At 53.3% G+C, this 24,016-nt stretch carries 23 protein-coding genes; 6 read left to right on the top strand and 17 right to left on the bottom strand.

Annotated elements, in window-relative coordinates; all coding sequences use genetic code 11:
* Window positions 1-88: 88 nt before the first annotated feature.
* From OGY67_RS15430 to dnaB, 5 genes are all read right to left on the bottom strand, one after another.
* Entirely contained in the window at window positions 89-445 is a 357-nt protein-coding gene (locus OGY67_RS15430; RefSeq protein WP_008786927.1) for an MmcQ/YjbR family DNA-binding protein, read from the bottom strand.
* 127 nt (window positions 446-572) lie between these two features.
* Entirely contained in the window at window positions 573-1,286 is a 714-nt protein-coding gene (aphA, locus tag OGY67_RS15425; protein ID WP_003826615.1) for an acid phosphatase AphA, read from the bottom strand.
* Between the two features lie 184 nt (window positions 1,287-1,470).
* Window positions 1,471-2,664 (bottom strand): aromatic amino acid transaminase, encoded by a 1,194-nt coding sequence (gene tyrB, locus OGY67_RS15420; protein WP_286574121.1) that lies wholly within the window; start codon window positions 2,662-2,664, stop codon window positions 1,471-1,473.
* Between the two features lie 128 nt (window positions 2,665-2,792).
* Window positions 2,793-3,872, bottom strand: coding sequence for an alanine racemase (alr, locus tag OGY67_RS15415; protein ID WP_003826612.1), 1,080 nt, complete (start codon window positions 3,870-3,872; stop codon window positions 2,793-2,795).
* A 16-nt stretch (window positions 3,873-3,888) separates the two neighbouring features.
* Entirely contained in the window at window positions 3,889-5,304 is a 1,416-nt protein-coding gene (dnaB, locus tag OGY67_RS15410; RefSeq protein WP_003826610.1) for a replicative DNA helicase, read from the bottom strand.
* Between the two features lie 64 nt (window positions 5,305-5,368).
* On the opposite strand from dnaB, the gene OGY67_RS15405 reads away from it, so the two are divergent.
* On the top strand, window positions 5,369-6,352 hold the full coding sequence (locus tag OGY67_RS15405) for a quinone oxidoreductase (protein ID WP_008786924.1): 984 nt from the start codon (window positions 5,369-5,371) through the stop codon (window positions 6,350-6,352).
* Between the two features lie 179 nt (window positions 6,353-6,531).
* Here the strand turns inward: OGY67_RS15405 and pspG are convergent, their stop codons facing one another.
* From pspG to OGY67_RS15390, 3 genes are all read right to left on the bottom strand, one after another.
* On the bottom strand, window positions 6,532-6,774 hold the full coding sequence (pspG, locus tag OGY67_RS15400) for an envelope stress response protein PspG (RefSeq protein ID WP_003031713.1): 243 nt from the start codon (window positions 6,772-6,774) through the stop codon (window positions 6,532-6,534).
* Between the two features lie 133 nt (window positions 6,775-6,907).
* Window positions 6,908-7,906, bottom strand: coding sequence for a tRNA dihydrouridine(20/20a) synthase DusA (dusA, locus tag OGY67_RS15395; protein ID WP_048236349.1), 999 nt, complete (start codon window positions 7,904-7,906; stop codon window positions 6,908-6,910).
* A gap of 107 nt (window positions 7,907-8,013) precedes the next feature.
* Window positions 8,014-8,502 (bottom strand): cupin domain-containing protein, encoded by a 489-nt coding sequence (locus OGY67_RS15390; protein WP_003031710.1) that lies wholly within the window; start codon window positions 8,500-8,502, stop codon window positions 8,014-8,016.
* Window positions 8,503-8,617: 115 nt separating this feature from the next.
* Here OGY67_RS15390 and zur point away from each other — a divergent pair, with 115 nt between their 5' ends.
* Complete coding sequence (gene zur / locus OGY67_RS15385) at window positions 8,618-9,136, top strand: zinc uptake transcriptional repressor Zur (protein WP_003031709.1); 519 nt, start codon at window positions 8,618-8,620, stop codon at window positions 9,134-9,136.
* Between the two features lie 48 nt (window positions 9,137-9,184).
* Here the strand turns inward: zur and OGY67_RS15380 are convergent, their stop codons facing one another.
* The 4 genes from OGY67_RS15380 to OGY67_RS15365 all read right to left on the bottom strand — a co-directional run bounded on the left by OGY67_RS15380 (window position 9,185) and on the right by OGY67_RS15365 (window position 12,068).
* On the bottom strand, window positions 9,185-9,394 hold the full coding sequence (locus tag OGY67_RS15380; RefSeq protein ID WP_003031706.1) for a CsbD family protein: 210 nt from the start codon (window positions 9,392-9,394) through the stop codon (window positions 9,185-9,187).
* A gap of 136 nt (window positions 9,395-9,530) precedes the next feature.
* Window positions 9,531-10,850: an MATE family efflux transporter DinF gene (gene dinF, locus OGY67_RS15375; protein WP_079935026.1), complete on the bottom strand. Its 1,320-nt coding sequence runs from the start codon at window positions 10,848-10,850 to the stop codon at window positions 9,531-9,533.
* Window positions 10,851-10,981: 131 nt separating this feature from the next.
* Window positions 10,982-11,590 (bottom strand): transcriptional repressor LexA, encoded by a 609-nt coding sequence (lexA, locus tag OGY67_RS15370; protein WP_003826596.1) that lies wholly within the window; start codon window positions 11,588-11,590, stop codon window positions 10,982-10,984.
* Window positions 11,591-11,699: 109 nt separating this feature from the next.
* Window positions 11,700-12,068 (bottom strand): diacylglycerol kinase, encoded by a 369-nt coding sequence (locus tag OGY67_RS15365; protein ID WP_003826594.1) that lies wholly within the window; start codon window positions 12,066-12,068, stop codon window positions 11,700-11,702.
* 170 nt (window positions 12,069-12,238) lie between these two features.
* On the opposite strand from OGY67_RS15365, the gene plsB reads away from it, so the two are divergent.
* Window positions 12,239-14,659 (top strand): glycerol-3-phosphate 1-O-acyltransferase PlsB, encoded by a 2,421-nt coding sequence (gene plsB, locus OGY67_RS15360; RefSeq protein WP_008786919.1) that lies wholly within the window; start codon window positions 12,239-12,241, stop codon window positions 14,657-14,659.
* Window positions 14,660-14,714: 55 nt separating this feature from the next.
* Here plsB and ubiA read toward each other — a convergent pair whose 3' ends face one another.
* The 5 genes from ubiA to malK form a co-directional block, all read right to left on the bottom strand.
* Window positions 14,715-15,587 carry a 4-hydroxybenzoate octaprenyltransferase gene (gene ubiA / locus OGY67_RS15355; protein ID WP_003826589.1) on the bottom strand — a complete coding sequence of 291 codons (873 nt, stop codon included), beginning with the start codon at window positions 15,585-15,587 and terminating at the stop codon, window positions 14,715-14,717.
* 13 nt (window positions 15,588-15,600) lie between these two features.
* Window positions 15,601-16,098, bottom strand: coding sequence for a chorismate lyase (ubiC, locus tag OGY67_RS15350; RefSeq protein ID WP_286574120.1), 498 nt, complete (start codon window positions 16,096-16,098; stop codon window positions 15,601-15,603).
* A gap of 180 nt (window positions 16,099-16,278) precedes the next feature.
* Window positions 16,279-17,226, bottom strand: a complete 948-nt coding sequence (gene malM / locus OGY67_RS15345) for a maltose operon protein MalM (protein WP_111466246.1) — start codon at window positions 17,224-17,226, stop codon at window positions 16,279-16,281.
* A 113-nt stretch (window positions 17,227-17,339) separates the two neighbouring features.
* Complete coding sequence (locus OGY67_RS15340) at window positions 17,340-18,695, bottom strand: maltoporin (RefSeq protein WP_003826583.1); 1,356 nt, start codon at window positions 18,693-18,695, stop codon at window positions 17,340-17,342.
* 76 nt (window positions 18,696-18,771) lie between these two features.
* Complete coding sequence (gene malK, locus OGY67_RS15335) at window positions 18,772-19,881, bottom strand: maltose/maltodextrin ABC transporter ATP-binding protein MalK (protein WP_048215134.1); 1,110 nt, start codon at window positions 19,879-19,881, stop codon at window positions 18,772-18,774.
* A gap of 360 nt (window positions 19,882-20,241) precedes the next feature.
* Between malK and malE the strand changes: the two genes are divergently transcribed.
* The 3 genes from malE to malG all read left to right on the top strand — a co-directional run bounded on the left by malE (window position 20,242) and on the right by malG (window position 24,012).
* Window positions 20,242-21,432 (top strand): maltose/maltodextrin ABC transporter substrate-binding protein MalE, encoded by a 1,191-nt coding sequence (gene malE / locus OGY67_RS15330; RefSeq protein WP_048215135.1) that lies wholly within the window; start codon window positions 20,242-20,244, stop codon window positions 21,430-21,432.
* Window positions 21,433-21,562: 130 nt separating this feature from the next.
* The gene (gene malF, locus OGY67_RS15325; protein WP_286574119.1) at window positions 21,563-23,107 is read left to right on the top strand and encodes a maltose ABC transporter permease MalF; all 1,545 of its coding nucleotides are present in this window, start codon (window positions 21,563-21,565) and stop codon (window positions 23,105-23,107) included.
* A 14-nt stretch (window positions 23,108-23,121) separates the two neighbouring features.
* Entirely contained in the window at window positions 23,122-24,012 is an 891-nt protein-coding gene (gene malG, locus OGY67_RS15320; RefSeq protein ID WP_003826575.1) for a maltose ABC transporter permease MalG, read from the top strand.
* Window positions 24,013-24,016: the final 4 nt, after the last annotated feature.

Raw genomic sequence — 24,016 nt, 5'->3', positions numbered from 1 at the left:
GCTACGCTTATCAGGCCTACGAAACTACAGAATACGCATAAAGCCTGTAGGCCGGATAAGGCGCTTGCGCCGCATCCGGCGAACCGGATCAGGGCTGCGTTAGTATCCGGCGTTTATCTTCCGGCAACGTGTTCACAGCCTGCTGATAAGAGGCGTCGACCAGATAATAAATCTGTGAATCCGGCAGCGAGCCGTCCAGATACACCGTACTCCAGTGCGCCTTATTGAGATGCCTGCTTGGCCGAACATCGCTATGCTGCTGGCGCAACAGTTCTGCCAGTTCTGGGCTGGTTTTCAGAGACACCGCCGGGCGTTCTTCCACCTCTTTTACCATGGCAAAAAGCACATCTTCGACTTTGATTTGCGTGGCCTTCCAGTCACTGTGAACGCTCTGCTCTGCGCCCGTTTTTGCCATGCAGTATTGCAGCAACTCCGAATTCGTCATCTTTATTCCCCTTACCAGCATATTGCCTCATGAGAACATCTTTTATTCAGTGTGCAGCAAGTCTGCAAAAGGTAAAAGCCAGCAATGTAAATTTGTTTAAAAAAACAGCAACCCGCAGCCAGCGACCTCAATATTCCGAGTTGACGATCACCTCTTCACCAAACGCACCGGCCTGTGGCAGCGGCTTATAAGTGGAGTTAGAGGCGCGCAAAATGCGAATACCGCGAATACCCACATCGCGAGCGGCAGTAATGTCATTATCGGAGTCACCGTAGAACATGCGGATATTTTTATCCTGCAACCACTGCGTTTTGGTGTTCTGACCCGGCTTGTCGCCGGCAAAAATGACCGGATTCATATTTCCAGCTGGGATGTGAAAGTTATCAGACAACGTTTTCGACACCGTTTCAGTCTTCGTCTGGCTACGCCCGGTCACGAAAAAGATGCTGTCACCGCGACGCACGTGCATATCAATCAGTTGGCGCGCGACTTCTTTTGGAATACTAAACTCGTCCCAGCCATTGTTCATTTTTTCCCAGAAGGCCGGATTCTTCAGGTAATCCTCACTGTCCGGAGAATACGTTTTTTTACCGCGCCAGAAGCCTGGGCTGGAAAAGAGGACAGTGTCATCGATATCAAACCCGACGGCCATCGGCGGACGTCCGGTCAGGCTGTTTTCAATTTGTGCCACGGAGACCCAGTGAATTGGAGCCTGCTCAGCGAGCTTTGCAACGTTAGTGCCTGGATTGAGCTGAGAGGGAGAAGAAACGAGTGCCTGGGCTGGCTGATTTAGCGTGAACAATAAACAAACGGCACTCAGTGCCAACGTAAACTTGCGCATATTTTTCCCTAAGTAGTCAGTTAGTTATCATTTTTTTATTAACAACTGGTCAAAAAACTATCTGACCTTACCCCTTAGGGGGAGGGAAAGGAAGGATTTTCTCTGGTTTTGTCCTGGAAAAAGAGCACGATCACATTGGAAAACAGGCCTGATGGCGCGACGCTTATCAGGCCTGCAAAGTCGGTTACATGACGGCGGCAAATGCCTTCGCCACGCGCTGCACGTTACCGTGATTCAACCCGGCCACGCACATGCGACCGCTGGCGATCAGGTATACACCGAACTCATCGCGCAGACGATCAACCTGGGCTGCGCTAAGCCCGGTATAGCTGAACATCCCGCGCTGTTGCAGCAGGTAGTCAAAGTTACGGCCTGGGATCTCCGTATTCAATACGTTAACCAACTCCTGGCGCATCGCCAGAATGCGGGTACGCATCTCTTCAACTTCCGCCAGCCAACTGGCTTTCAGCGCGTCATCACCCAGTACCGCGGCAACTACCTGCGCACCAAAGTTTGGCGGGCTGGAGTAGTTCCGACGCACCGTCGCTTTTAGCTGCCCCAACACGCGGCTGGCGGCTTCAGCGTCTTCACATACCACTGACAGTCCACCGACACGCTCGCCGTATAAGGAGAAAATCTTCGAGAACGAGTTACTGACCAGAGCAGGCAATCCGGCGCTGGCAATGGCGCGAATCGCATAGGCATCGTCTTCCATTCCACCACCAAAGCCCTGGTAAGCAATGTCCAGGAACGGAATCAGATCGCGTGCTTTCAGGATCTCAATAACGCTATCCCACTGCGCAGGCGTTAAATCCGCCCCTGTCGGGTTATGGCAGCACGGATGTAGCAGCACGATGCTGCGCGCCGGTAGGGTATTCAGCGTTGCCAGCAGGTCGTTGAAACGCACACCGTTGGTCGTGTCGTCATACCATGGGTAAGTGCTTACTTCGAATCCGGCACCTTCAAAAATCGCAATATGGTTTTCCCAGGTCGGATCGCTGACCCACACGCCAGAATCAGGGAAATAACGTTTCAGGAAGTCTGCGCCAATCTTTAACGCACCGGAGCCGCCCAGCGTCTGAATGGTTGCGACGCGCTGCTGCTGGAGAACCGGATGTTCTGCGCCAAATAGCAGCGGCGCAATAGTATGGCGATACGTGTTCAGACCTTCCATCGGCAGATACAGCGAAGCGCCATGCGGTTTGGCATTGAGGCGGGCTTCCGCTTCCGCCACAGCTTTAAGCTGAGGAATAATGCCGTCTTCGTTGTAATACAGGCCGATGCTGAGATTCACTTTGTCGCTACGTGAATCTTCTTTGAAGCGCTCCATGAGCGATAAGATCGGGTCGCCGGCGTAGGCGTCAACTTTTTGAAACACGTGTGGTTCTCCGGGTTTACAGGCAGGGGTTAAGAACACAATAAACCGGAAGTGGGAGAAGATCGAGAGGATGTTGAGAGGAATATTGCCGGAAGGCGGCGTAACCACCTGTCCGGCACATCATGCTGCTAATCGATATACTTCATCGCTACCCTTGAGGTCAGGCGCGTAATAAGTTCGTAAGCACTTACTTTCGTCATTTCAGCAATGCGTTCAACGGGCAAGCCCTCGCCCCACAGAATCACCGAATCGCCGGCTTTATCCTGCGCTTCGGGGCCTAAATCGACGCAGATCATATCCATCGCGACGCGACCGACGATCGGCACTTCACGGCCATTGACCAGTACCGGCGTCCCCGAAGGCGCTGCGCGCGGGTAACCATCGCCATAGCCCATCGCTACCACGCCAAGACGCGTGTCGCGCTCACTCAGCCAGGTTCCACCATAACCAACCGGCTCCCCCGCTTTGTGCTCGCGCACCGCAATCAGGCTTGAGGTCAGCGACATTACCGGTTGGCAACCAAAATCAGCGCCGATGGAGTGATTTTCCAGTGGCGATACGCCATACAGAATCAGCCCCGGACGCGCCCAGTCGAAGTGAGACTGCGGCCACAGCAAAATACCACCCGACGCGGCAATCGAACGCTGCCCCGGTTTGCCTTCACAAAAACTGTTGAAGATATCGAGCTGTTTTTCGGTCGCGCCACACTCAGGCTCGTCCGCGCGAGCAAAGTGGCTGACGATATTGACCGGTTGGCGCACGTTTTCACACTGTGTTAAGCGCTGATAAAACGCCTCGGCCTGCTCAGGGCGTACGCCCAGGCGATGCATACCGGTGTCGAGCTTCATCCAGACGGTAACGGGTTCAGCCAGTTTAGCGGCTTCCAGGGCTTCGAGCTGCTCCTGGTTGTGGACGGCAGTATGCAGGCGCTGCGCGGAAATAGTCGGCAGATCGGAGGCATCAAAAAATCCCTCCAGCAGCAGGATGGGCTGCGTGATCCCTCCCGCTCGCAAGCGCAGGGCTTCTTCAAGACGAGCGACACCAAAAGCGTCCGCATCGGGGAGCGTTCGCGCGGTCTCTAACAGACCATGGCCGTAGGCGTTCGCTTTCACGACCGCAACCAGTTTGCTGGCTGGAGCCAGTTCACGCAGACGTTGCAGGTTGTGTCGCAGAGCGCGGCGGTTAATAACTACAGTTGCCGCTTGCATTTGTATTCCTTAGAAATTACTCATCGTCATATTGAGGACCGGCATAGTTGTCGAATCGCGACCACTGACCGTTAAACGTCAGGCGCACCGTACCGATCGGGCCGTTACGTTGCTTACCAATAATGATTTCTGCGATCCCCTTCAGGTCGCTGTTTTCGTGATAAACCTCATCACGATAGATAAACATGATTAAGTCGGCATCCTGCTCGATGGAGCCAGACTCACGCAGATCCGAGTTGACCGGACGCTTGTCGGCACGTTGTTCCAGAGAGCGGTTAAGCTGCGACAGCGCCACCACCGGTACATGCAGTTCTTTCGCTAACGCTTTCAGCGAGCGGGAAATTTCAGCAATTTCCAGCGTACGGTTGTCGGAAAGCGACGGCACGCGCATCAGCTGCAGGTAGTCGATCATGATAAGTCCGATACCGCCGTGTTCACGGGCGATACGACGGGCACGCGAACGCACTTCCGTTGGCGTCAGGCCGGAAGAGTCATCAATATAGATGTTTCGTTTCTCCAGCAAAATACCCATTGTTCCGGAAATTCGCGCCCAGTCCTCATCATCCAGTTGACCGGTACGGATTTTAGTTTGGTCTACGCGTGAGAGCGAGGCCAGGGAACGCATCATGATCTGTTCTGAGGGCATTTCAAGACTAAAGATAAGAACCGGCTTATCCTGCAACATCGCCGCGTTTTCGACGAGGTTCATTGCAAATGTCGTTTTACCCATCGACGGACGCGCGGCGACAATAATTAAGTCTGACGGCTGCAAACCAGCAGTCTTTTTATTGAGGTCGTCATAACCGGTGTTCACCCCGGTGACGCCGTCGTGCGGTTGCTGGAACAGCTGCTCGATACGCGCGACGGTGGCGTCGAGCACGTCAGTAATATTTTTCGGGCCTTCGTCTTTATTAGCGCGGCTTTCCGCGATTTTAAAGACACGGGATTCTGCAAGGTCCAACAGATCTTCACTGGAGCGTCCTTGCGGATCAAAACCGGCTTCCGCGATTTCGTTTGCAACTGAAATCATGTCACGAACAACGGCGCGTTCGCGGACGATATCCGCATAAGCGCTAATGTTCGCCGCACTTGGCGTGTTTTTAGACAACTCAGCCAGGTAAGCAAAACCGCCGACGCTGTCCAGTTGTCCCTGAACTTCCAGCGACTCAGCCAGCGTGATCAGATCGATGGGTTTTCCCATCTCCTGCAGGCGATGCATTTCCGTGAAGATATGCCGGTGCGGACGGGTATAAAAATCTTCCGCCACCACACGCTCGGCGACATCGTCCCAGCGTTCGTTATCCAGCATTAAACCGCCCAACACCGACTGTTCCGCTTCAATCGAGTGCGGCGGTACTTTCAGCCCGGCGACCTGGGGATCGCGCTCACGAGCATCAGTCTGTTGTTTGTTGAAGGGTTTATTTCCTGCCATAGTGAATGGAGTTACCGAGATAATGATTGGGTCGAAAGATTACCACATTTCTTTTGGAGGAAGCATGGCAACACGTATTGAATTTCACAAGCATGGTGGCCCTGATGTACTCAAGGCGGTGGAGTTTACGCCCGTAGACCCGGCGGAAAACGAAATCCAGGTCGAGAACAAAGCGATTGGGATCAACTATATCGACACCTACATCCGCAGTGGTCTTTATCCACCGCCTTCCCTGCCCAGCGGGCTGGGTACCGAAGCCGCCGGCGTAGTCAGCAAAGTTGGCAGCAAAGTGACACACATTAAAGCTGGCGATCGCGTGGTGTACGCCCAGTCTGCTCTTGGCGCCTACAGCTCAGTGCATAACGTTCCGGCCGATAAAGCCGCCATCCTGCCTAACGCTATCTCGTTTGAACAAGCTGCCGCCTCGTTTCTTAAAGGGCTAACCGTTTTTTATCTGTTACGTAAAACCTATGAAATTCAACCTGATGAGCCGTTTTTGTTCCATGCGGCTGCGGGCGGCGTCGGCATGATTGCCTGCCAGTGGGCAAAAGCCTTGGGTGCGAAGCTGATTGGTACCGTCGGCAGTGCGCAAAAAGCGCAAATTGCACTGCAGGCTGGCGCATGGCAGGTCATTAACTATCGTGAAGAGAGCATTGTTGAGCGAGTGAAAGAGGTAACTGGCGGTAAAAAAGTGCGGGTAGTGTATGACTCGGTGGGGAAAGATACCTGGGAAGCCTCGCTGGATTGTTTACAGCGCCGGGGATTAATGGTCAGCTTTGGTAATGCTTCCGGGCCGGTGACCGGCGTGAACTTAGGCATTCTGAACCAGAAAGGTTCGCTCTACGTGACCCGTCCTTCTCTACAGGGTTACATCACCAATCACCGAGAATTAACCGAAGCCAGCAATGAGCTTTTCTCGCTGATTGCCAGCGGAGTGATCAAAGTGGATGTCGCGCCTGGTCAAACGTTCGCACTGCACGATGCACAGCGTGCTCATGAAGTACTGGAAAGCCGCGCCACGCAGGGATCGAGTTTGCTAATTCCTTAAGATGACGGGGAAAGAAAGAATTAGGGCTTCCCGCAGGAAGCCCTTTCTTTTTTTAGTTCGGCTGTATGTAGGGTACAGCTCGATGAATTCGTTAACCTGGCAATAGTGACAGATTTGATAATCAATTCCTATTTGGTTCTAAAGGCAATGTTGCAGGTTGTGACGTACCGCTCAATACCTTAGTAAAACCGGCGGTTATTGCGCTGATACTGTGGGACTTTTGGCGCTTTTATCGCCTTGATCACCCACACCACGGCAACAGCCAGTAGCAGCCAGGGCAACAGTTTAATCATCAAGGCAAATAGTCCGCCCAGAAACATCACGGCGGTGGCTACGACCAATGCAGCCAGAACGCCCAGCAAAGATACGCCGGTGACCATCAGCATGATAAAAAATCCAATCACAAAAAGTAGTTCCAGCATGGCTCTCTCCCGAAATGAAATTCTCTCCATTGCTTTACAAGAAACATGCCAAAAATAATGCGTTGATTTATAAAGAAAACGCCCCGCGACAAAGCGCAGGGCGTGGTGAAATTAACTAACTTTTGGTGAAAACTTAACGCTTGTCTGCCACCAGCTTCAGCGCATGCTCCAGAACGTTAATATCTGCCCCGGCTTTATGTGCATTCTCGCTCAGATAGCGACGCCACTGACGGGCACCAGGGATGCCCTGAAACAGCCCCAACATATGGCGTGTCACATGTCCCAAATAGGTTCCCTTACTCAGTTCACGCTCAATATACGGGTACATGGCACGCACCACGGCGACTGGATCGGTATCTTCGGTGGTAGCTGCAAAAATCTCGCGGTCAACGGACGCCAGAATGCCTGGGTTTTGATACGCCTCACGCCCCACCATCACGCCATCCATATGTTGCAGATGAATTTTCGCTTCTTCCAACGATTTAATGCCGCCGTTGATCGACATCGTCAGATGCGGAAAATCACGCTTTAACTGATAAACACGGTCATAATCCAGCGGTGGAATTTCGCGGTTTTCTTTCGGGCTTAACCCGGACAGCCAGGCCTTGCGGGCGTGAATGATAAACATCTCACATTCGCCTTTGCCAGATACCGTGTTGATGAAATCGCAGAGGAATTCGTAGCTGTCCTGGTCATCAATGCCGATACGAGTTTTCACCGTTACCGGAATTGACACCACGTCGCGCATTGCTTTGATGCAATCGGCGACCAGTTGCGCATTCCCCATCAGGCAGGCGCCAAACATGCCATTCTGTACGCGGTCGGAAGGACAACCCACGTTGAGGTTAATTTCGTCATAGCCCCGCTGTTCAGCGAGCTTAGCACACTGCGCCAGCGCAGCCGGATCGCTCCCGCCCAGTTGCAATGCGACCGGATGTTCTTCTTCGCTATACGCCAGATAATCGCCTTTACCATGAATGATTGCCCCAGTGGTTACCATCTCCGTATAGAGCAGCGTCTGGCTGGACAGTAAGCGCAAAAAGTAGCGGCAGTGTCTGTCCGTCCAGTCGAGCATCGGCGCGATAGAAAAACGATGAGCGGGAAAAGCGGTAGACTGAGATTCAGGCAGCATGGCGAATATTCAAGCATCCGGTTAAAAAAGGGGCGCTACTATAGCATAGACCGTTACGATAGTGAGCCACATCCTCGCGGCTCACTCCCCCTGACCCTAAACAAAAGCTATTTACGCCCCGGTTTTCCGTCGTGAGATCCAAAAAACTGCGGCGGATGGTCGACCCAGCGATCCTCACGTGTAGCGGCATAGACCGGGTTAAGCGGATAATAAATGCGGTTGTATTTTTTGTTCGCCTCACCCACGACTAACAGGCGCACCTCTTCACTGGTGTTATTGATAAAGGTATGGCACACGCCTGTACCTGCCGGGAAACCGACGCTGTCGCCCGGTTCCAGCTTCCATAAATACCCGTTAATCCAGGCCTCAGGATAACCTTCCAGCACGTAGATAAATTCTTCCTCATCGCTTTCGGCGTGCGGGTACGAGGTACGCCGACCCGGCGGCAGGCGTTCATGATGAATGCCGAGTCGTCCTAACCCCAACTTGCGGGCAAGCGGCGCGCCAATAGCAAATAGCTCATCGCTGTCAGGATAAGTGGAGTCATCAGCCCCCTCAACCTCACGCCAGTGGCGAATACAATCGGGTCTTTTCATGGTTATTTTCCAGTATTGCGATGCGTCAGGTATAGCACACCGCGGTGGATCTCGGTGTTTTAAGCAGAACATGTTAAAGTAAGGGATTAACCTTCCATGCAAATCGAGGCGCCAAATGGACAAAACCACTACGCAAGAGTTATTGGCTCAAGCTGAAAAACTCTGCGCGCAACGCAACGTGCGGCTTACGCCACAACGCCTCGAAGTACTGCGCCTGATGAGCCTGCAGGAAGGTGCGATCAGCGCCTATGACCTGCTCGACCTGTTGCGGGAAACTGAGCCGCAGGCTAAGCCACCTACCGTATATCGTGCGCTCGATTTTCTGCTGGAACAAGGTTTCGTGCACAAGGTGGAATCCACCAACAGCTATGTGCTTTGTCATCTGTTCGATCAGCCAACCCACAGTTCAGCAATGTTCATTTGCGACCGCTGTGGCGTGGTAAAAGAAGAGTGTGCGGAAGGCGTGGAAGACATCATGCATACACTAGCAGCAAAAATGGGCTTTGCACTGCGGCATAACGTTATTGAAGCCCACGGGCTGTGTCCGGCCTGTGTGGAAGTTGAATCTTGCCGCCATCCTGGCGAGTGCCAGCATGACCATACGATTCAGGTGAAGAAGAAAGTTGGGCGCTAGGTAAGCGGGAGAGCGTACATCCTTGTACTCTCAGGAGGGAAGGGTTAATTACCAGCGGTAATCATTACGTTTTTCCCAATCGTTAACTTCTTTCTCCGCCTGATCTTTCGCGTAACCGTAACGCTCCTGGACTTTACCGACCAGTTGGTCACGTTTACCTTCAATGACCGTCATATCATCATCGGTCAGTTTGCCCCATTGCTCTTTCACTTTACCTTTAAACTGCTTCCAGTTGCCTCCGACTTCGTCTTTATTCATCATCAAGTCCTCATCGTTAGGTTGTGAATAGCGAGAGTGCCATGTCCAGACACATGCTGTTTTTGCTGGACGTGAGAATAAGTGTAGTCAGTGATTCTGGGTTTTATTTACTATTCGGAATTTTTAACCATCCCGCTCAGGCAAACCAGGTTCCATTACGCCAGTGACGTCGCCAGATAAAGGCCAGTGAAAGCCCGCGCAACGCCAGGAAAACGGTTAACGCCAACCACAAGCCATGGTTTCCCAGCCACGGCAAAGTCAGCAGCGTTAATGCGAATCCTGTGGCAGCAACGGCCATACTGTTGCGCATTTCTGCCGCGCGCGTCGCGCCAATAAACATTCCGTCGAGCAGATAACACCAGACACCCACCAGCGGTAACACCACCTGCCAGAAAAGATAGCGATCGGCCAGCTGTTGGATCTGCGGCAGCGAGGTCAGCAGCGCAACAATCTGCTCGCCAAACAGGGCATAAACCAGCGAAAACAAAATAGCCACAATACCGGACTGTCGGCAGGCCGCCCGCCAGACGTCCAGCAACTGGCTACCGTCTCGCGCCCCATAGGCCTGGCCCGAATGCGCTTCCACGGCATAGGCAAATCCATCCAGCGCGTAGGCGGTAAAGGTTAACAGGGTCATCAGAACGGCATTAACCGCAATGATATCGCCTCCCAGACGCGCACCCAGCACCGTGATTGCGCCAAAACAGAGCTGCAGCAGTAGCGAGCGCAACATGATGTCACGGTTAAGCGCCAGCAAACGGCGGAAGTTGCCACGCCACGCCTGCTTCAGCATTGCCAGCGAAATTCCGCGCATATGCAGGACTTTGCGCACCATCATCAGGCCGATCAGCAAGGTGGCATATTCAGCAATCACCGTTGCCAGTGCCGCACCTTGCACGTTCATATGCAGGCCCATCACCAGCCATATATCGAGCACAATGTTGAGAATATTACCGACAATCAACAAAATAACCGGCGCACGCGCATACTGAACGCCAAGCAGCCAGCCGAGCAGCACCAGATTCGCCAGCGAGGCGGGTGCGCTTAACCAGCGAATTTCGAGGAAACGTCGGGCCTGCTCCAGTACCGCTTCACTTCCGCCAACAATGTGCAGAGCCAGATCGATAATCGGCGTACGAAAAAGTGCGATAAGCAACCCTGCTCCCAGCGCCAGCATGAGCGGCTGCACCAGTGCGCGCGCCAGCGCCTGCGGATTTTTCGCACCAAATGCCTGGGCGGTAAGACCGGTGGTGCTCATGCGCAAAAAAAGCAGCAGCATAAAAAGAAAACTGGTTGCCGTAGCACCAACCGCAACACCGCCAAGATAGACCGGACTATCCAGATGACCAATCACCGCGGTATCCACCAGTCCCAGCAGGGGAACGGTGATATTGGAAAAGATCATGGGTAAGGCGAGGTGCCAGAGTGCTTTATCAGAAGAGGTAAAGAAAGGCATACAGGAGGGCCTGAGAAGAAGTTAGACGTACTGGATAATGTGATGCAGGCCCGGCAAGCGCAGCGCTACCGGGCACGTTGCCGGATGGCGACGTCATCGTCTTATCCGGCCTACAGGGATTCAACAGAAAATTACAGCCATTCACCGTTACGGATGACGCCTACTGCCAGCCCTTCAATAGTGAAGTTTTGTTCGCGCAGGTCGACAACGATAGGTTTGAATTCGCTGTTTTCTGGCAGGAGTTCAACCTTGTTTCCCTGCTTTTTCAGACGCTTAACCGTAACTTCATCATCAATACGGGCAACAACAACCTGGCCGTTACGCACGTCCTGGGTTTTATGCACAGCGAGTAAGTCACCGTCCATAATCCCGATATCTTTCATCGACATACCGCTAACGCGCAGCAGAAAATCGGCGTTCGGTTTGAACAGTGAAGGATCGACCTGATAGTGGCCTTCAATGTGCTGCTGCGCCAGAAGTGGCTCACCGGCTGCCACGCGACCAACAAGCGGTAACCCTTCTTCTTCTTCCTGCAACAGTCGAATACCGCGCGATGCACCGGATACAATTTCCAGCACACCTTTACGCGCCAGCGCTTTCAGGTGTTCTTCAGCTGCGTTTGGGGAACGGAACCCCAAACGCTGCGCGATCTCCGCACGCGTCGGTGGCATACCTGTCTGGCTGATGTGATCTCTAATGAGATCAAACACCTCTTGTTGCCTGGCCGTTAACGCTTTCATTCCGCCCCCTGGGTGTATATACAGTTATGCTGTGAGTATATACAGCTAAAGGCGAATTTGGAACCGCAAACTGCACAAAAAACAGGAGATTTATGCAGTTGTGGAAGCCTTATCGCAAATGCGACCACAACAGGATGCCCCAGGTGATTAGAGCGACAAAAATAGACAGCAATACCGCCGCCGACCCCATATCTTTCGCCCGACCGGAAAGTTCGTGGTACTCAGAACCAATACGATCAACCACCGCTTCAATCGCACTGTTGAGGATTTCAACGATCATCACCAGCATCACAGAACCAATCAACAACACGCGGGTAATTGCATCAACATCCAGCCAGCAGGCGATGGCGACGCCCAGCAGGACGGCAACACTTTCCTGACGGAATGCCGCCTCATTAATCCATGCGGCGCGAAAACCTTTCCAGGAATAACCTGCAGCTTTGATAATTCGGGTGAATCCAGTGGTATTATTGGCCATCAAAAAGAACCTTTTTACATTATTAGCGTCAATGTCATTGTAACGTTACCCCGTTTGTTCAGGGTGTGGCAAAGCAGCGCGAAGTATGACCGGATACCACAGAAATTCACTAAACTTTCTGATATCCTTGCAGCGCATTTGCATTATTAACCAGAGGCTTTACATCGTTTATGTCCGGCTGGCCACGAATTTACTACAAATTACTGAATTTACCATTAAGCGTCCTGGTAAAAAGCAAGTCTATTCCAGCAGAACCTGCTCCGGAATTGGGACTCGATACTTCGCGTCCCATTATGTACGTCCTACCGTACAATTCGAAAGCAGACTTGCTGACGCTGCGTGCCCAATGTCTGGTGCACGACCTCCCCGATCCCCTGGAACCACTAGAGATAGACGGAACGCTGTTACCGCGCTACGTGTTTATTCACGGCGGTCCGCGTGTATTCACCTATTACACGCCGAAAGAAGAGTCCATCAAGCTGTTCCACAACTATCTCGACTTGCATCGCAGCAATCCGGATCTGGATGTGCAGATGGTGCCAGTTTCGGTGATGTTTGGCCGTGCGCCAGGGCGTGAAAAAGGCGAGGTCAATCCGCCGTTACGTATGCTAAACGGCGTACAGAAATTCTTTGCGGTGTCCTGGTTGGGTCGCGACAGTTTTGTCCGCTTCTCCCCGTCGGTCTCTCTGCGCCGTATGGCGGATGAACACGGTACGGATAAGATCATCGCTCAGAAGCTGGCACGCGTGGCGCGTATGCACTTTGCTCGCCAGCGCCTGGCCGCTGTCGGCCCGCGCCTCCCTGCCCGCCAGGATCTGTTTAATAAGCTGTTAGCTTCAAAAGCGATCGCTCGTGCGGTAGAAGATGAAGCGCGCAGTAAAAAAATCTCCCACGAAAAAGCGCAGCAAAATGCCATTGCGCTGATGGAAGAGATTGCCGCCAACTTCTCCTACGAAATGATTCGTCTGACGGACCGTATTCTGGGCTTTACCTGGAACCGTCTGTATCAGGGGATTAACGTTCATAATGCTGAACGTGTACGCCAGTTGGCGCACGATGGGCATGAAATCGTGTACGTTCCGTGCCACCGCAGCCATATGGACTATATGCTGCTGTCGTACGTTCTGTACCATCAGGGTCTGGTGCCGCCGCACATCGCAGCCGGTATCAACCTGAACTTCTGGCCCGCGGGTCCGATTTTCCGCCGTCTGGGCGCGTTCTTTATTCGTCGTACCTTCAAGGGCAACAAGCTCTATTCCACCGTATTCCGTGAATACCTGGGCGAGCTGTTCAGCCGCGGTTACTCGGTTGAGTACTTTGTCGAAGGGGGCCGTTCACGTACCGGTCGTCTGCTCGACCCGAAAACCGGCACGCTGTCGATGACTATTCAGGCGATGCTGCGCGGCGGTACACGTCCGATTACTCTCGTTCCTATTTACATCGGCTATGAGCACGTAATGGAAGTGGGCACCTACGCAAAAGAGCTGCGTGGCGCGACGAAAGAGAAAGAAAGTCTGCCGCAAATGCTGCGTGGCTTAAGCAAGCTGCGTAACCTGGGTCAGGGCTACGTCAACTTTGGTGAACCAATGCCATTGATGACTTACCTCAACCAGCATGTGCCGGAGTGGCGTGAATCTATTGACCCTATCGAGTCTATCCGCCCGGCCTGGCTGACGCCGACGGTGAATAACATTGCCGCCGATTTGATGGTGCGCATTAACAACGCAGGCGCGGCCAACGCCATGAACCTGTGCTGTACTGCTTTACTGGCCTCCCGCCAGCGCTCTCTGACCCGTGAACAGCTGACCGAACAACTCGACTGCTACCTGAGCCTGCTGCGCAACGTGCCGTATGCTGCGGATTCGACGGTGCCGGCACAGAGTGCCAGTGAACTGATCGACCACGCCTTGCAGATGAACAAGTTTGAGGTCGAGAAAGACACCATCGGTGACATCATTATTCTGCCGCGCGAGCAGGCGGTCTTGATGACTTACTACCGCAATAACATTGCGCATATGCTGGTTCTGCCTTCGTTGATGGCAGCCATTGTGACTCAGCATCGTCGTATTTCACGCGCCGCGTTGCAGCAGCATATTGATGCGCTGTACCCGATGTTAAAAGCGGAGCTGTTCTTACGCTGGGAGCGTGATGAGCTTGCCGGGGTGATTGACGAACTGGCCAGCGAAATGCAGCGCCAGGGACTCATCACCCTGACCGATGACGAACTGCATATCAATCCAGCCCGCTCCCGCACGCTACAGCTGCTGGCGGCAGGTGCTCGCGAGACGTTGCAGCGCTACGCCATTACCTTCTGGCTGCTGAGCGCGAACCCGTCCATCAACCGTGGCACGCTGGAGAAAGAAAGCCGCACCGTGGCGCAACGCCTCTCAGTGCTGCACGGCATTAACGCGCCGGAATTCTTCGATAAAGCCGTGTTCAGCTCTCTGGTGCTGACGCTGCGTGACGAGGGATTCATCAGCGATACCGGAGATGCCGAACCGGAAGAAACGATGAAGATCTATCAGATGCTGGCCGAACTGGTCACGTCAGATGTGCGTCTGACCATCGAGAGCGCCACTCAGGGCGAGTAAGCATAAAAAAACCGGTCGGAATGACCGGTTTTTTATTTTGCAGGCTAAGCCAAAATCAAAAATGCCAGTAGCTCATTGCCAGACCTAAGAACAGCACCAGACCAACGTAGTTATTGTTCATAAACGCTTTAAAGCAGGCATCACGTTCACGGTTGACGATCAGTTTCTGCTGATAGACAAACAGTGCGCCCGCCACCAGCAGAGACCAGTAATAGCCCAGTCCCAACCCGTTTAGCCAGCCCACCAGCGCCATCAGCACCAGCACGCCTACCTGCAAAATACCAATAATCAGCTTGTCGTTCTGACCGAACAGGATCGCGGTCGATTTAATGCCGATCTTCAGGTCATCATCCCGGTCAACCATGGCATACTGCGTATCATAAGCCACCGCCCAGAGAATATTCGCAAGGAACATCAGCCAGCAGCTCAGCGGTACGGATTCACTCACGGCGGCGAACGCCATCGGGATCGACCAGCCAAACGCAGCCCCCAGCACCACCTGCGGCAGATGCGTATAGCGCTTCATAAACGGGTAAACCCACGCTAATGCTAATGCCGCAACGGACAACAAAATGGTCATCGTGTTGAGGGTCAAAACCAGCAGGAAGGCCAGCAGCACCAGTACCACAAACAGCGTTCGGGCTTCTTTCTCGGTGACAGCCCCGCTCGGCAGCGGTCGATTCGCGGTGCGTTTGACGTGCCCGTCAAATTTCCTGTCGGCATAATCATTCACCACGCATCCGGCGGCGCGCATTAACCAAACGCCAGCGACAAAAACCGCCAGGATCCACAGTTGCGGCATGCCTGGGGTCGCCACCCACAGAGCCCACAGCGTAGGCCAGAGCAGCAGTAAGGCGCCGATTGGCTTATCCGTACGCATCAAGCGGTGAAACGCCAGCAGCTTATTCTGCGTCAGACTCCACTCCATCTTTATCTTCCTCTCAGTACAACGGCGACGCAGGCAGAAAAAGCTCGGTAAGCATCAGTGGCTTACCGCTCAGCCGCAGGCGGGAACGACGCCCCCACAGCGCTGCATCGCGGCCAATCTCAATAAAATCTCGGGTCAATGTCGATGACGTAAACAGGTAGCGTCCGAGCGGGGTTTTCCCCAGGTTCTGTAAGGCCAGTTCAGGGCCGCACAAGGTTGATTCAGGCACCACAGTCCGTCCGGCAAGCCAGGGGTCACCATCCGCGCATAACAGGATTTCACGTAACCAATAACGAGACTCTTTAGGCAGCAGCGTAAGTTCTTCAGCCACCTCATTTTGCCCAACGAATTCTTCGCGAATCAACGTTACGGTGACCTTTTTCCCCTGCTGCTCAAAACGTTTGGTCATGGAATCTTCCAATAACAACCAGTCGAGCAGTTGGGCGTCCAGCGCCGGGATCGCATCAAAATAACGCAGCGCACGCAGTTGCGTTAACGCAGGGTGTGGCATGCCTTACTCTCCGATTTATAACCTGAAGGCATTGTATCGCAGAAAAGGCATTACGGGGTGAGCAAACACGATTAAGTGATCGGCAGGGCAACATAAGTGTAACAATTAGCACCGAAGGATAAAAAAAGGTGCGCCAGGAGACGCACCAGTTGTTGCAAAATCAACAATGTGGGGAGATGTTTACCCCTTGCCTTTTACACTGCTGATAAAGGTGGATCGGGCAGATTTGGATCCCAGACGTTCCGCTTCATCAAGCAGCTTCAGCGCTTTATCAACATCGCCTTTTGCAACTGCATCCTTAATCGCCTGATTAAAATAGCTTTCCGTGTCGTTCAGCATTGGCTCGCTTTTCTTCACGGGTTGTGGTGCCGGAGCAGCAACGGCTGCCGCCGGAGCAGCAACGGCCACTGCAGGCGCTGCGGTATTACCAACCGTAACAGGGCCAGGACCGGAAGAACCAAACAGCGGCCCGACCAGCACGCTGGAGGAGGAGCTGGTTTTAACTTTCAGATGCAGCAGACCGTCGGTGGTGTGGCGGGCAATCGGGTCCGGAATATCCGGAACAGCGTTACCTACACCCTTGGCGTAGGCTTTTGCCGGGTCAAGCAGGGTCGTGGTCTGCTGGAGATCTTTATCTGTGGTAAAGACCAGAACATACAGTTTTTGCTGGCCCAGCGCTGGCGTCAGACGCATTACGCCTTCCAGACGATCGGCACTCATCACGCCGGGCTCCTGGTAGGTGAAATAGCTGCTGGGGAAGAACGCAGATGGCGTCATATTCTGATCGAGAATTAAGACGTTTGGCGCAAATACGCTGGTTTGTTTGTTGACTTCACTGGACAGCGTCAGGGTCAGTTCGCCAATATTCGCCGGTACGCTATAGGCCGCTACAGGGCCAGTAATACCAGCAACATCTAAACGCTGACCTGCATTGGCAAGCTGTGTGGACTGAGTTTTAGATTGATCAACCGGCGTCCAGGTTAACTGTTGCAGCGCAGCAGTGGGGATTGTTGGGGCCGCGGTGGTGTTCTGCGGAACAATATTTACATCGGCCAGGCTGATGCCAGGCGCGCTGGCAAATAACCCTGCAGATAAACAAAGGGCAACGAGACTTTTCTTCATTTTCATTGTTATCACCTCAGATAGCATGGGTTCAGCGGTGGCCAGGCAATAGCGCGCTAAACCGTAATCAAGAGGGGCTTGCGCCCCTCTTTCGGTCTTTACGTCAGGTTAGTGCTGAATTACCACCAGATTTCCATCTGAGCACCGAAGGACCACTCATCGCTGTCGCCACGGCTGGTTGTGCTGATACCAGAGTTCGTTGCAGCTGCGTATTTAGATACGTTGTTACCATTTTTAACGTAGCCCCATTCTTCATCCCATTTGGCATAGGTTGCAAAGACGCGGATTGCCGGACGAGACCAGATGCTGTCGCCTGCCTGCCACTGTTGCGCCAGGGTGATTTTGTATTGGCTGTTGCGATCGCCAGTCTGTTGAGATTTGACGTTGTCGTAGCCGACTTCCATCAGGGTGCTCATGATTGGTGTCCATTTGTACATCGGACGAATACCCACGGTGTACCATTCAGTACCCAGGTCGTTATCCATGTCGATATTCTGATACATACCGACGTACATCAGGTCCCACTTGTCGCCCAGAGAGATAGCACCGTGGTCAAGTACGCGCACCAGGCTACCGTTGTTATTGATGTTGTTGTTTACATGATGGATAACGGGATCATTTGGTGTTGCCTGGGTATCGAAGGTTGAACCGTAAGTACCCTGCGAGCCACCTTTACCCTGCGTGGTCATCGCATCAGTTGCATACTGAACCACGAACTTGTTATAGCCCTTCAGCATGCTCTGAGTATGTTCTGCAGTGAACATCCAGCCATCTTTAGAAGCGCTATCCGCGTAGCTATAACCGTCAGTTTTATTCGCACGACCGTAGTCAACACCCAGTTCCAGCATGCCGTCCGGGTTAATGGCCATCTGCGCTAAACGCATGTCGAATACGTCGTTCGCGGTATCTTTGGATGTGTCGTAGATATTCTGGCTACTGAAGGTGTAAGAACCACCCGCTTCCTGAGAACGGGTTGCGGCCAGAGACAGTTTACCGAAGCCCAGATCGATGTTTTCAATACCGGCACCAGGACCTGAAATATCCCAGTAGTAGAAGTCGATCATGTGGACGTCATGACGCTGATAGAAACGTTTACCGGCCCAGATGGTGGAACCCGGCAGCCATTCAATCAGGTTTTTACCCTGCACGTTGGCTTCGCGGAAAGCAGGATCGGTCGCTTCCCAGTCATTTTGCTGTGCAACGGAGTAGGCAACGTTAGTGTCGAAGTAGAAGCTCTTATCGCCCTCTTTCCACACTTCCTGACCTAATTTAATTTCCGCATAGGTTTCACATTCGTTACCAAGACGGTATTTACTTTGTGCACCTGTTGCCTGGAAACATTGTTGTTCACCGCCGCTACCTGTCCAGCCAATGCCGGAACGAGCATAACCATGGAAATCCACAGCCATTGCCTGAACAGACATAATGCCTGCTGCTACAGCAACCGCCAGAGGGAGTTTGCGCAGAGTAATCATCGTTCTATCTCCTGAGATCATTGCTTTTCTTTGAACGCTTCACCTTGACGGATTTGCGTTTTTTTAATGGGACACCTTAAACGCCCGGCTCTTGGTGCAACCGACGACATGCAGTGCCATCCTCACGGAACAGATGGCAACGCTCTGGCGGCAGGCCGATAGCGAATGTGGCACCCTCTTCTACCAACACCACGTCGTTCTGGCGGTAAACCAGGTTTTGACGGATGGCGGGGATCTGGATATGAATTTGTGTTTCGTGACCAAGCTGTTCGACCACCTGCACTTCACCTTCAAGGGTGACATCGGCGATATCGCTGGGCAGCAGATGTTCCGGGCGGATACCTAAAGACATGTTGGCGCCAACCTGTACCGCATGGCTGTCTACCGGGAGCCATATTTGCTGGCGGTTGGGCAGTTCAACCTGCACCTGATCGATAGCCGTTGCCGTGACTTTCACCGGCAGGAAGTTCATTTTTGGCGAACCGATAAAGCCCGCGACAAAGCGGTCAGCCGGGTAGTGATACAGTTCCAGAGGCTTACCAACCTGCGCGACGCGACCGGCATCCAGCACCACAATTTTGTCGGCCAGCGTCATCGCTTCGACCTGATCGTGGGTGACGTAAATCATCGTGCGGCCGAGACGTTTATGCAGGCGGGAGATTTCAATACGCATCTGCACGCGCAGAGCAGCGTCGAGGTTCGACAGTGGTTCGTCCAGCAGGAATACGCGCGGTTCGGCGACCAGCGTACGGCCAATCGCCACACGCTGACGTTGTCCGCCGGAAAGCGCTTTCGGTTTACGCTCCAGCAGGTGCGCCAATTGCAGAACTTCCGCAACCTGATTCACACGCTGGTTCATCACCTCTTTTTTCGCCCCGGCCAGTTTGAGGCCGAACGACATGTTCTCCGCGACAGACAAATGGGGATACAACGCGTAGGACTGAAAGACCATGCCCACACCGCGTTCGGCGGGCGGAATGTCGTTCATCCGGGTCTCCCCGATAAACAGGTCACCACTGGTGATGGTTTCAAGTCCGGCGATCATACGCAGCAAGGTCGACTTACCGCAGCCTGACGGTCCGACAAACACCACGAATTCCCCTTCGTGAATGTCGAGATTGATATCTTTCGATACCACCACGTCACCCCAGGCTTTCGTTACATTTCGTAGCTGTACGCTCGCCATGCCCTTCTCCCTTCGTTACAACCTGTCATCGACAGCAACATTCATGATGGGCTGACTATGCGCGATCCCTTGACTGCGTGAATCCTCCACCCCCCGGCTTTTTTATGGGGGAGGAGGCGGGAGGATGAGAGAGCAGCGTCTGAGACCCGGGCCACCAGCCTCAGAGGAATTTCGTGATGCAGCCTGCAAAAATCGGTGGGTTTTTATGTGCGCCAGTACGCAATACTCACATTTATGTAACACAGATCACATAAAGAGCGGGTGGGGCGTAGGGGTAAGGAGGATGGAAAGAGGTTGTCGTATAAAGAAACTAGTAACCGTTAAGCCACCTCTGCAAAATCACCAAACAGGATGGGAACTATGAAAATCAAAACTGGCGCACGCATCCTCGCATTGTCTGCATTAACGACGATGATGTTTTCCGCCTCGGCTCTCGCCAAGATTGAAGAAGGTAAGCTGGTTATCTGGATTAACGGCGACAAAGGCTATAACGGCCTCGCTGAAGTGGGCAAAAAATTCGAGAAAGACACCGGGATCAAAGTCACTATTGAGCACCCTGACAAACTGGAAGAGAAATTCCCGCAGGTTGCCGCGACTGGCGACGGTCCGGACATCATCTTCTGGGCACATGACCGTTTTGGCGGCTACGCTCAGTCTGGCCTGCTGGCTGAAATCACGCCTGACAAAGCGTTCCAGGACAAGCTTTATCCGTTCACCTGGGATGCCGTACGCTATAACGGCAAACTGATTGCCTACCCGATCGCGGTTGAAGCGCTGTCGCTGATTTACAACAAAGACCTCGTTCCAAATCCACCGAAAACCTGGGAAGAAATTCCTGCACTGGATAAAGAGCTGAAGGCGAAAGGTAAATCCGCGCTGATGTTCAACCTGCAAGAACCGTACTTCACCTGGCCGCTGATTGCCGCCGACGGTGGTTACGCGTTCAAGTTTGAAAACGGCAAGTACGACGTGAAAGATGTTGGCGTGGATAGCGCTGGCGCGAAAGCGGGTCTGACCTTCCTGGTTGATCTGATCAAGAACAAACACATGAACGCGGATACCGATTACTCCATCGCCGAAGCGGCCTTTAACAAAGGCGATACCGCGATGACCATCAACGGTCCGTGGGCGTGGTCCAACATCGATAAGAGCAAAATCAACTACGGCGTCACGCTACTGCCAACCTTCAAAGGCAAAGCGTCTAAACCGTTTGTTGGCGTTCTGAGCGCCGGTATCAACGCCGCCAGCCCGAACAAAGAACTGGCGAAAGAGTTCCTCGAAAACTACCTGCTGACCGATCAGGGTCTGGATGAAGTGAACAAGGACAAACCGCTGGGTGCCGTTGCGCTGAAATCCTTCCAGGATCAGTTAGCGAAAGACCCACGTATCGCCGCCACCATGGATAACGCCCAGAAAGGCGAAATCATGCCGAACATCCCACAGATGTCCGCATTCTGGTATGCCGTTCGTACCGCAGTGATCAACGCAGCCAGCGGCCGTCAGACCGTCGATGCCGCACTGAAGGACGCGCAGGGTCGTATCACCAAGTAATGCAGTTGTGAACGTGCCGGATGGCGGCATAAATGCCTTATCCGGCCTACAGGGTATGTAGGCCTGATAAGCGCAGCGCCATCAGGCACGCTGACCAACAGGTTTTCATTGTTGTTGAGGATTGAACCCCATGGATGTCATTAAAAAGAAACACTGGTGGCAAAGCGACACGCTGAAATGGTCAGTGATGGGTCTGCTTGGGCTGCTGGTCGGTTACCTTGTTGTTTTGATGTACGCTCAGGGGGAGTACCTGTTTGCCATCATGACGCTGATTTTAAGCTCTGCTGGCCTGTATATTTTCGCTAACCGTAAAGCCTATGCCTGGCGCTATGTTTACCCGGGCGTTGCTGGTATGGGGCTGTTTGTCCTGTTTCCGCTGGTTTGTACGATCGCCATTGCTTTTACCAACTACAGCAGTACCAACCAGCTGACATTTGAACGTGCTCAGGAAGTCCTGATGGATCGTTCGTACCAGGCTGGGAAAACCTACAACTTTGGTCTGTATCCGGCGGGTGATGAGTGGCAACTGGCCCTCACCGACGGTGAAACCGGCAAGAATTACCTTTCTGACGCCTTTAAATTTGGCGGCGAGCAGAAACTGCAACTGAAAGAAGCCGAGGCGCTACCGGCAGGCGAACGTGCAACGCTGCGTATCATCACGCAGAATCGCCAGGCGCTTACCCAATTGACCGCCATCCTGCCGGATGAAAGCAAAGTTACCATGAGTTCGCTGCGCCAGTTTTCCGGCACGCAGCCACTTTATACGCTCACTGAAGACGGCACACTCACCAACAGCCAGAGCGGCGTAAAATACCGCGCCAACAACGATATTGGTTATTATCAGGCGATTAACGCTGACAGTAGCTGGGGTAGCGAAAAACTCAGCCCGGGCTACACCGTTGCCATCGGCTGGGATAACTTCACCCGCGTGTTTACCGACGAAGGCATCCAGAAACCGTTCTTCGCCATCTTCGTCTGGACGGTGGTCTTCTCGGTACTGACCGTTATTTTGACCGTTGCCGTGGGCATGGTGCTGGCCTGTCTCGTACAGTGGGAGTCTCTCAAAGGCAAAGCGATTTACCGCGTCCTGCTGATTCTTCCGTATGCCGTACCGTCGTTTATCTCGATTCTGATTTTCAAGGGCTTATTCAACCAGAGCTTTGGTGAAATCAACATGATGCTGAGCGCGCTGTTTGGCATCAAACCGGCCTGGTTCAGCGACCCAACCACCGCGCGTTCGATGATTATTATCGTCAACACCTGGCTCGGTTATCCATACATGATGATCCTGTGCATGGGTCTGCTGAAAGCGATTCCTGACGACCTGTATGAAGCCTCGGCGATGGATGGCGCAGGTCCGTTCCAGAACTTCTTTAAGATAACGCTACCGCTGTTGATTAAGCCGCTGACGCCGCTGATGATCGCCAGCTTCGCCTTTAACTTTAACAACTTCGTGCTGATTCAGCTGTTGACCAACGGTGGCCCGGACCGTCTTGGTACCACCACACCAGCCGGTTATACCGACCTGCTCGTAAGCTACACCTACCGTATCGCCTTTGAAGGCGGCGGTGGTCAGGACTTCGGTCTGGCGGCGGCGATTGCCACGCTGATCTTCCTGCTGGTTGGTGCGCTGGCGATTGTGAACCTGAAAGCCACACGTATGAAGTTTGATTAAGGGAGATAACGACAATGGCTATGGTCCAACCGAAATCACAAAAGTTACGTTTATTCGCAACGCACTTAGGGCTGCTGATTTTTATCGCGGCGATCATGTTCCCGCTGCTGATGGTTATCGCTATCTCGCTGCGCGAAGGTAACTTTGCCACCGGCAGCCTGATCCCGGAAAACATCTCCTGGGAACACTGGAAACTGGCGCTGGGCTTTAGCGTTGAACACGCGGATGGCCGCGTGACGCCACCGCCGTTCCCGGTACTGTTATGGCTGTGGAACTCGGTGAAAGTGGCCAGCATTACCGCGATCGGTATCGTGACGCTTTCCACTACCTGTGCTTACGCCTTTGCTCGTATGCGTTTCCCGGGCAAAGCAACCCTGCTGAAAGGGATGCTGATTTTCCAGATGTTCCCGGCGGTGCTGTCTCTGGTCGCGTTGTATGCTTTGTTTGATCGCCTGGGCCAGTACATTCCGTTTATCGGCCTGAACACGCACGGCGGCGTGATCTTCGCCTATCTTGGCGGTATCGCGCTGCACGTGTGGACGATTAAGGGCTATTTCGAAACTATCGACGGCTCACTGGAAGAAGCGGCCGCGCTGGATGGCGCTACGCCGTGGCAGGCATTCCGCCTGGTGCTACTGCCGCTTTCCGTTCCGATTCTGGCGGTCGTGTTTATTCTGTCTTTCATTGCCGCTATTACCGAAGTACCGGTCGCGTCACTGCTGCTGCGTGATGTGAACAGCTATACCCTTGCGGTAGGTATGCAGCAGTACCTCAACCCACAGAACTATTTGTGGGGCGACTTTGCCGCCGCGGCTGTACTTTCAGCCATTCCGATCACTCTGGTGTTCTTGCTGGCACAGCGCTGGCTAGTCAACGGTCTGACCGCGGGTGGTGTGAAAGGTTAAGTTT

It is taken from the genome of Citrobacter sp. Cpo015 (assembly GCF_030333035.1).
Taxonomy (GTDB): Bacteria; Pseudomonadota; Gammaproteobacteria; order Enterobacterales; family Enterobacteriaceae; genus Citrobacter; species Citrobacter portucalensis.
This window is presented reverse-complemented; position numbering and strand designations above follow the sequence as displayed.

Excerpts from the sequence above, each read along its gene's own strand:
- OGY67_RS15430 (WP_008786927.1), bottom strand. The coding sequence starts at position 445 with ATGACGAATTCGGAGTTGCTGCAATACTGCATGGCAAAAACGGGCGCA.
- aphA (WP_003826615.1), bottom strand. The coding sequence starts at position 1,286 with ATGCGCAAGTTTACGTTGGCACTGAGTGCCGTTTGTTTATTGTTCACG.
- alr (WP_003826612.1), bottom strand. The coding sequence starts at position 3,872 with ATGCAAGCGGCAACTGTAGTTATTAACCGCCGCGCTCTGCGACACAAC.
- dnaB (WP_003826610.1), bottom strand. The coding sequence starts at position 5,304 with ATGGCAGGAAATAAACCCTTCAACAAACAACAGACTGATGCTCGTGAG.
- OGY67_RS15405 (WP_008786924.1), top strand. The coding sequence starts at position 5,369 with ATGGCAACACGTATTGAATTTCACAAGCATGGTGGCCCTGATGTACTC.
- pspG (WP_003031713.1), bottom strand. The coding sequence starts at position 6,774 with ATGCTGGAACTACTTTTTGTGATTGGATTTTTTATCATGCTGATGGTC.
- dusA (WP_048236349.1), bottom strand. The coding sequence starts at position 7,906 with ATGCTGCCTGAATCTCAGTCTACCGCTTTTCCCGCTCATCGTTTTTCT.
- OGY67_RS15390 (WP_003031710.1), bottom strand. The coding sequence starts at position 8,502 with ATGAAAAGACCCGATTGTATTCGCCACTGGCGTGAGGTTGAGGGGGCT.
- zur (WP_003031709.1), top strand. The coding sequence starts at position 8,618 with ATGGACAAAACCACTACGCAAGAGTTATTGGCTCAAGCTGAAAAACTC.
- OGY67_RS15380 (WP_003031706.1), bottom strand. The coding sequence starts at position 9,394 with ATGAATAAAGACGAAGTCGGAGGCAACTGGAAGCAGTTTAAAGGTAAA.
- dinF (WP_079935026.1), bottom strand. The coding sequence starts at position 10,850 with ATGCCTTTCTTTACCTCTTCTGATAAAGCACTCTGGCACCTCGCCTTA.
- lexA (WP_003826596.1), bottom strand. The coding sequence starts at position 11,590 with ATGAAAGCGTTAACGGCCAGGCAACAAGAGGTGTTTGATCTCATTAGA.
- OGY67_RS15365 (WP_003826594.1), bottom strand. The coding sequence starts at position 12,068 with ATGGCCAATAATACCACTGGATTCACCCGAATTATCAAAGCTGCAGGT.
- plsB (WP_008786919.1), top strand. The coding sequence starts at position 12,239 with ATGTCCGGCTGGCCACGAATTTACTACAAATTACTGAATTTACCATTA.
- ubiA (WP_003826589.1), bottom strand. The coding sequence starts at position 15,587 with ATGGAGTGGAGTCTGACGCAGAATAAGCTGCTGGCGTTTCACCGCTTG.
- ubiC (WP_286574120.1), bottom strand. The coding sequence starts at position 16,098 with ATGCCACACCCTGCGTTAACGCAACTGCGTGCGCTGCGTTATTTTGAT.
- malM (WP_111466246.1), bottom strand. The coding sequence starts at position 17,226 with ATGAAAATGAAGAAAAGTCTCGTTGCCCTTTGTTTATCTGCAGGGTTA.
- OGY67_RS15340 (WP_003826583.1), bottom strand. The coding sequence starts at position 18,695 with ATGATTACTCTGCGCAAACTCCCTCTGGCGGTTGCTGTAGCAGCAGGC.
- malK (WP_048215134.1), bottom strand. The coding sequence starts at position 19,881 with ATGGCGAGCGTACAGCTACGAAATGTAACGAAAGCCTGGGGTGACGTG.
- malE (WP_048215135.1), top strand. The coding sequence starts at position 20,242 with ATGAAAATCAAAACTGGCGCACGCATCCTCGCATTGTCTGCATTAACG.
- malF (WP_286574119.1), top strand. The coding sequence starts at position 21,563 with ATGGATGTCATTAAAAAGAAACACTGGTGGCAAAGCGACACGCTGAAA.
- malG (WP_003826575.1), top strand. The coding sequence starts at position 23,122 with ATGGCTATGGTCCAACCGAAATCACAAAAGTTACGTTTATTCGCAACG.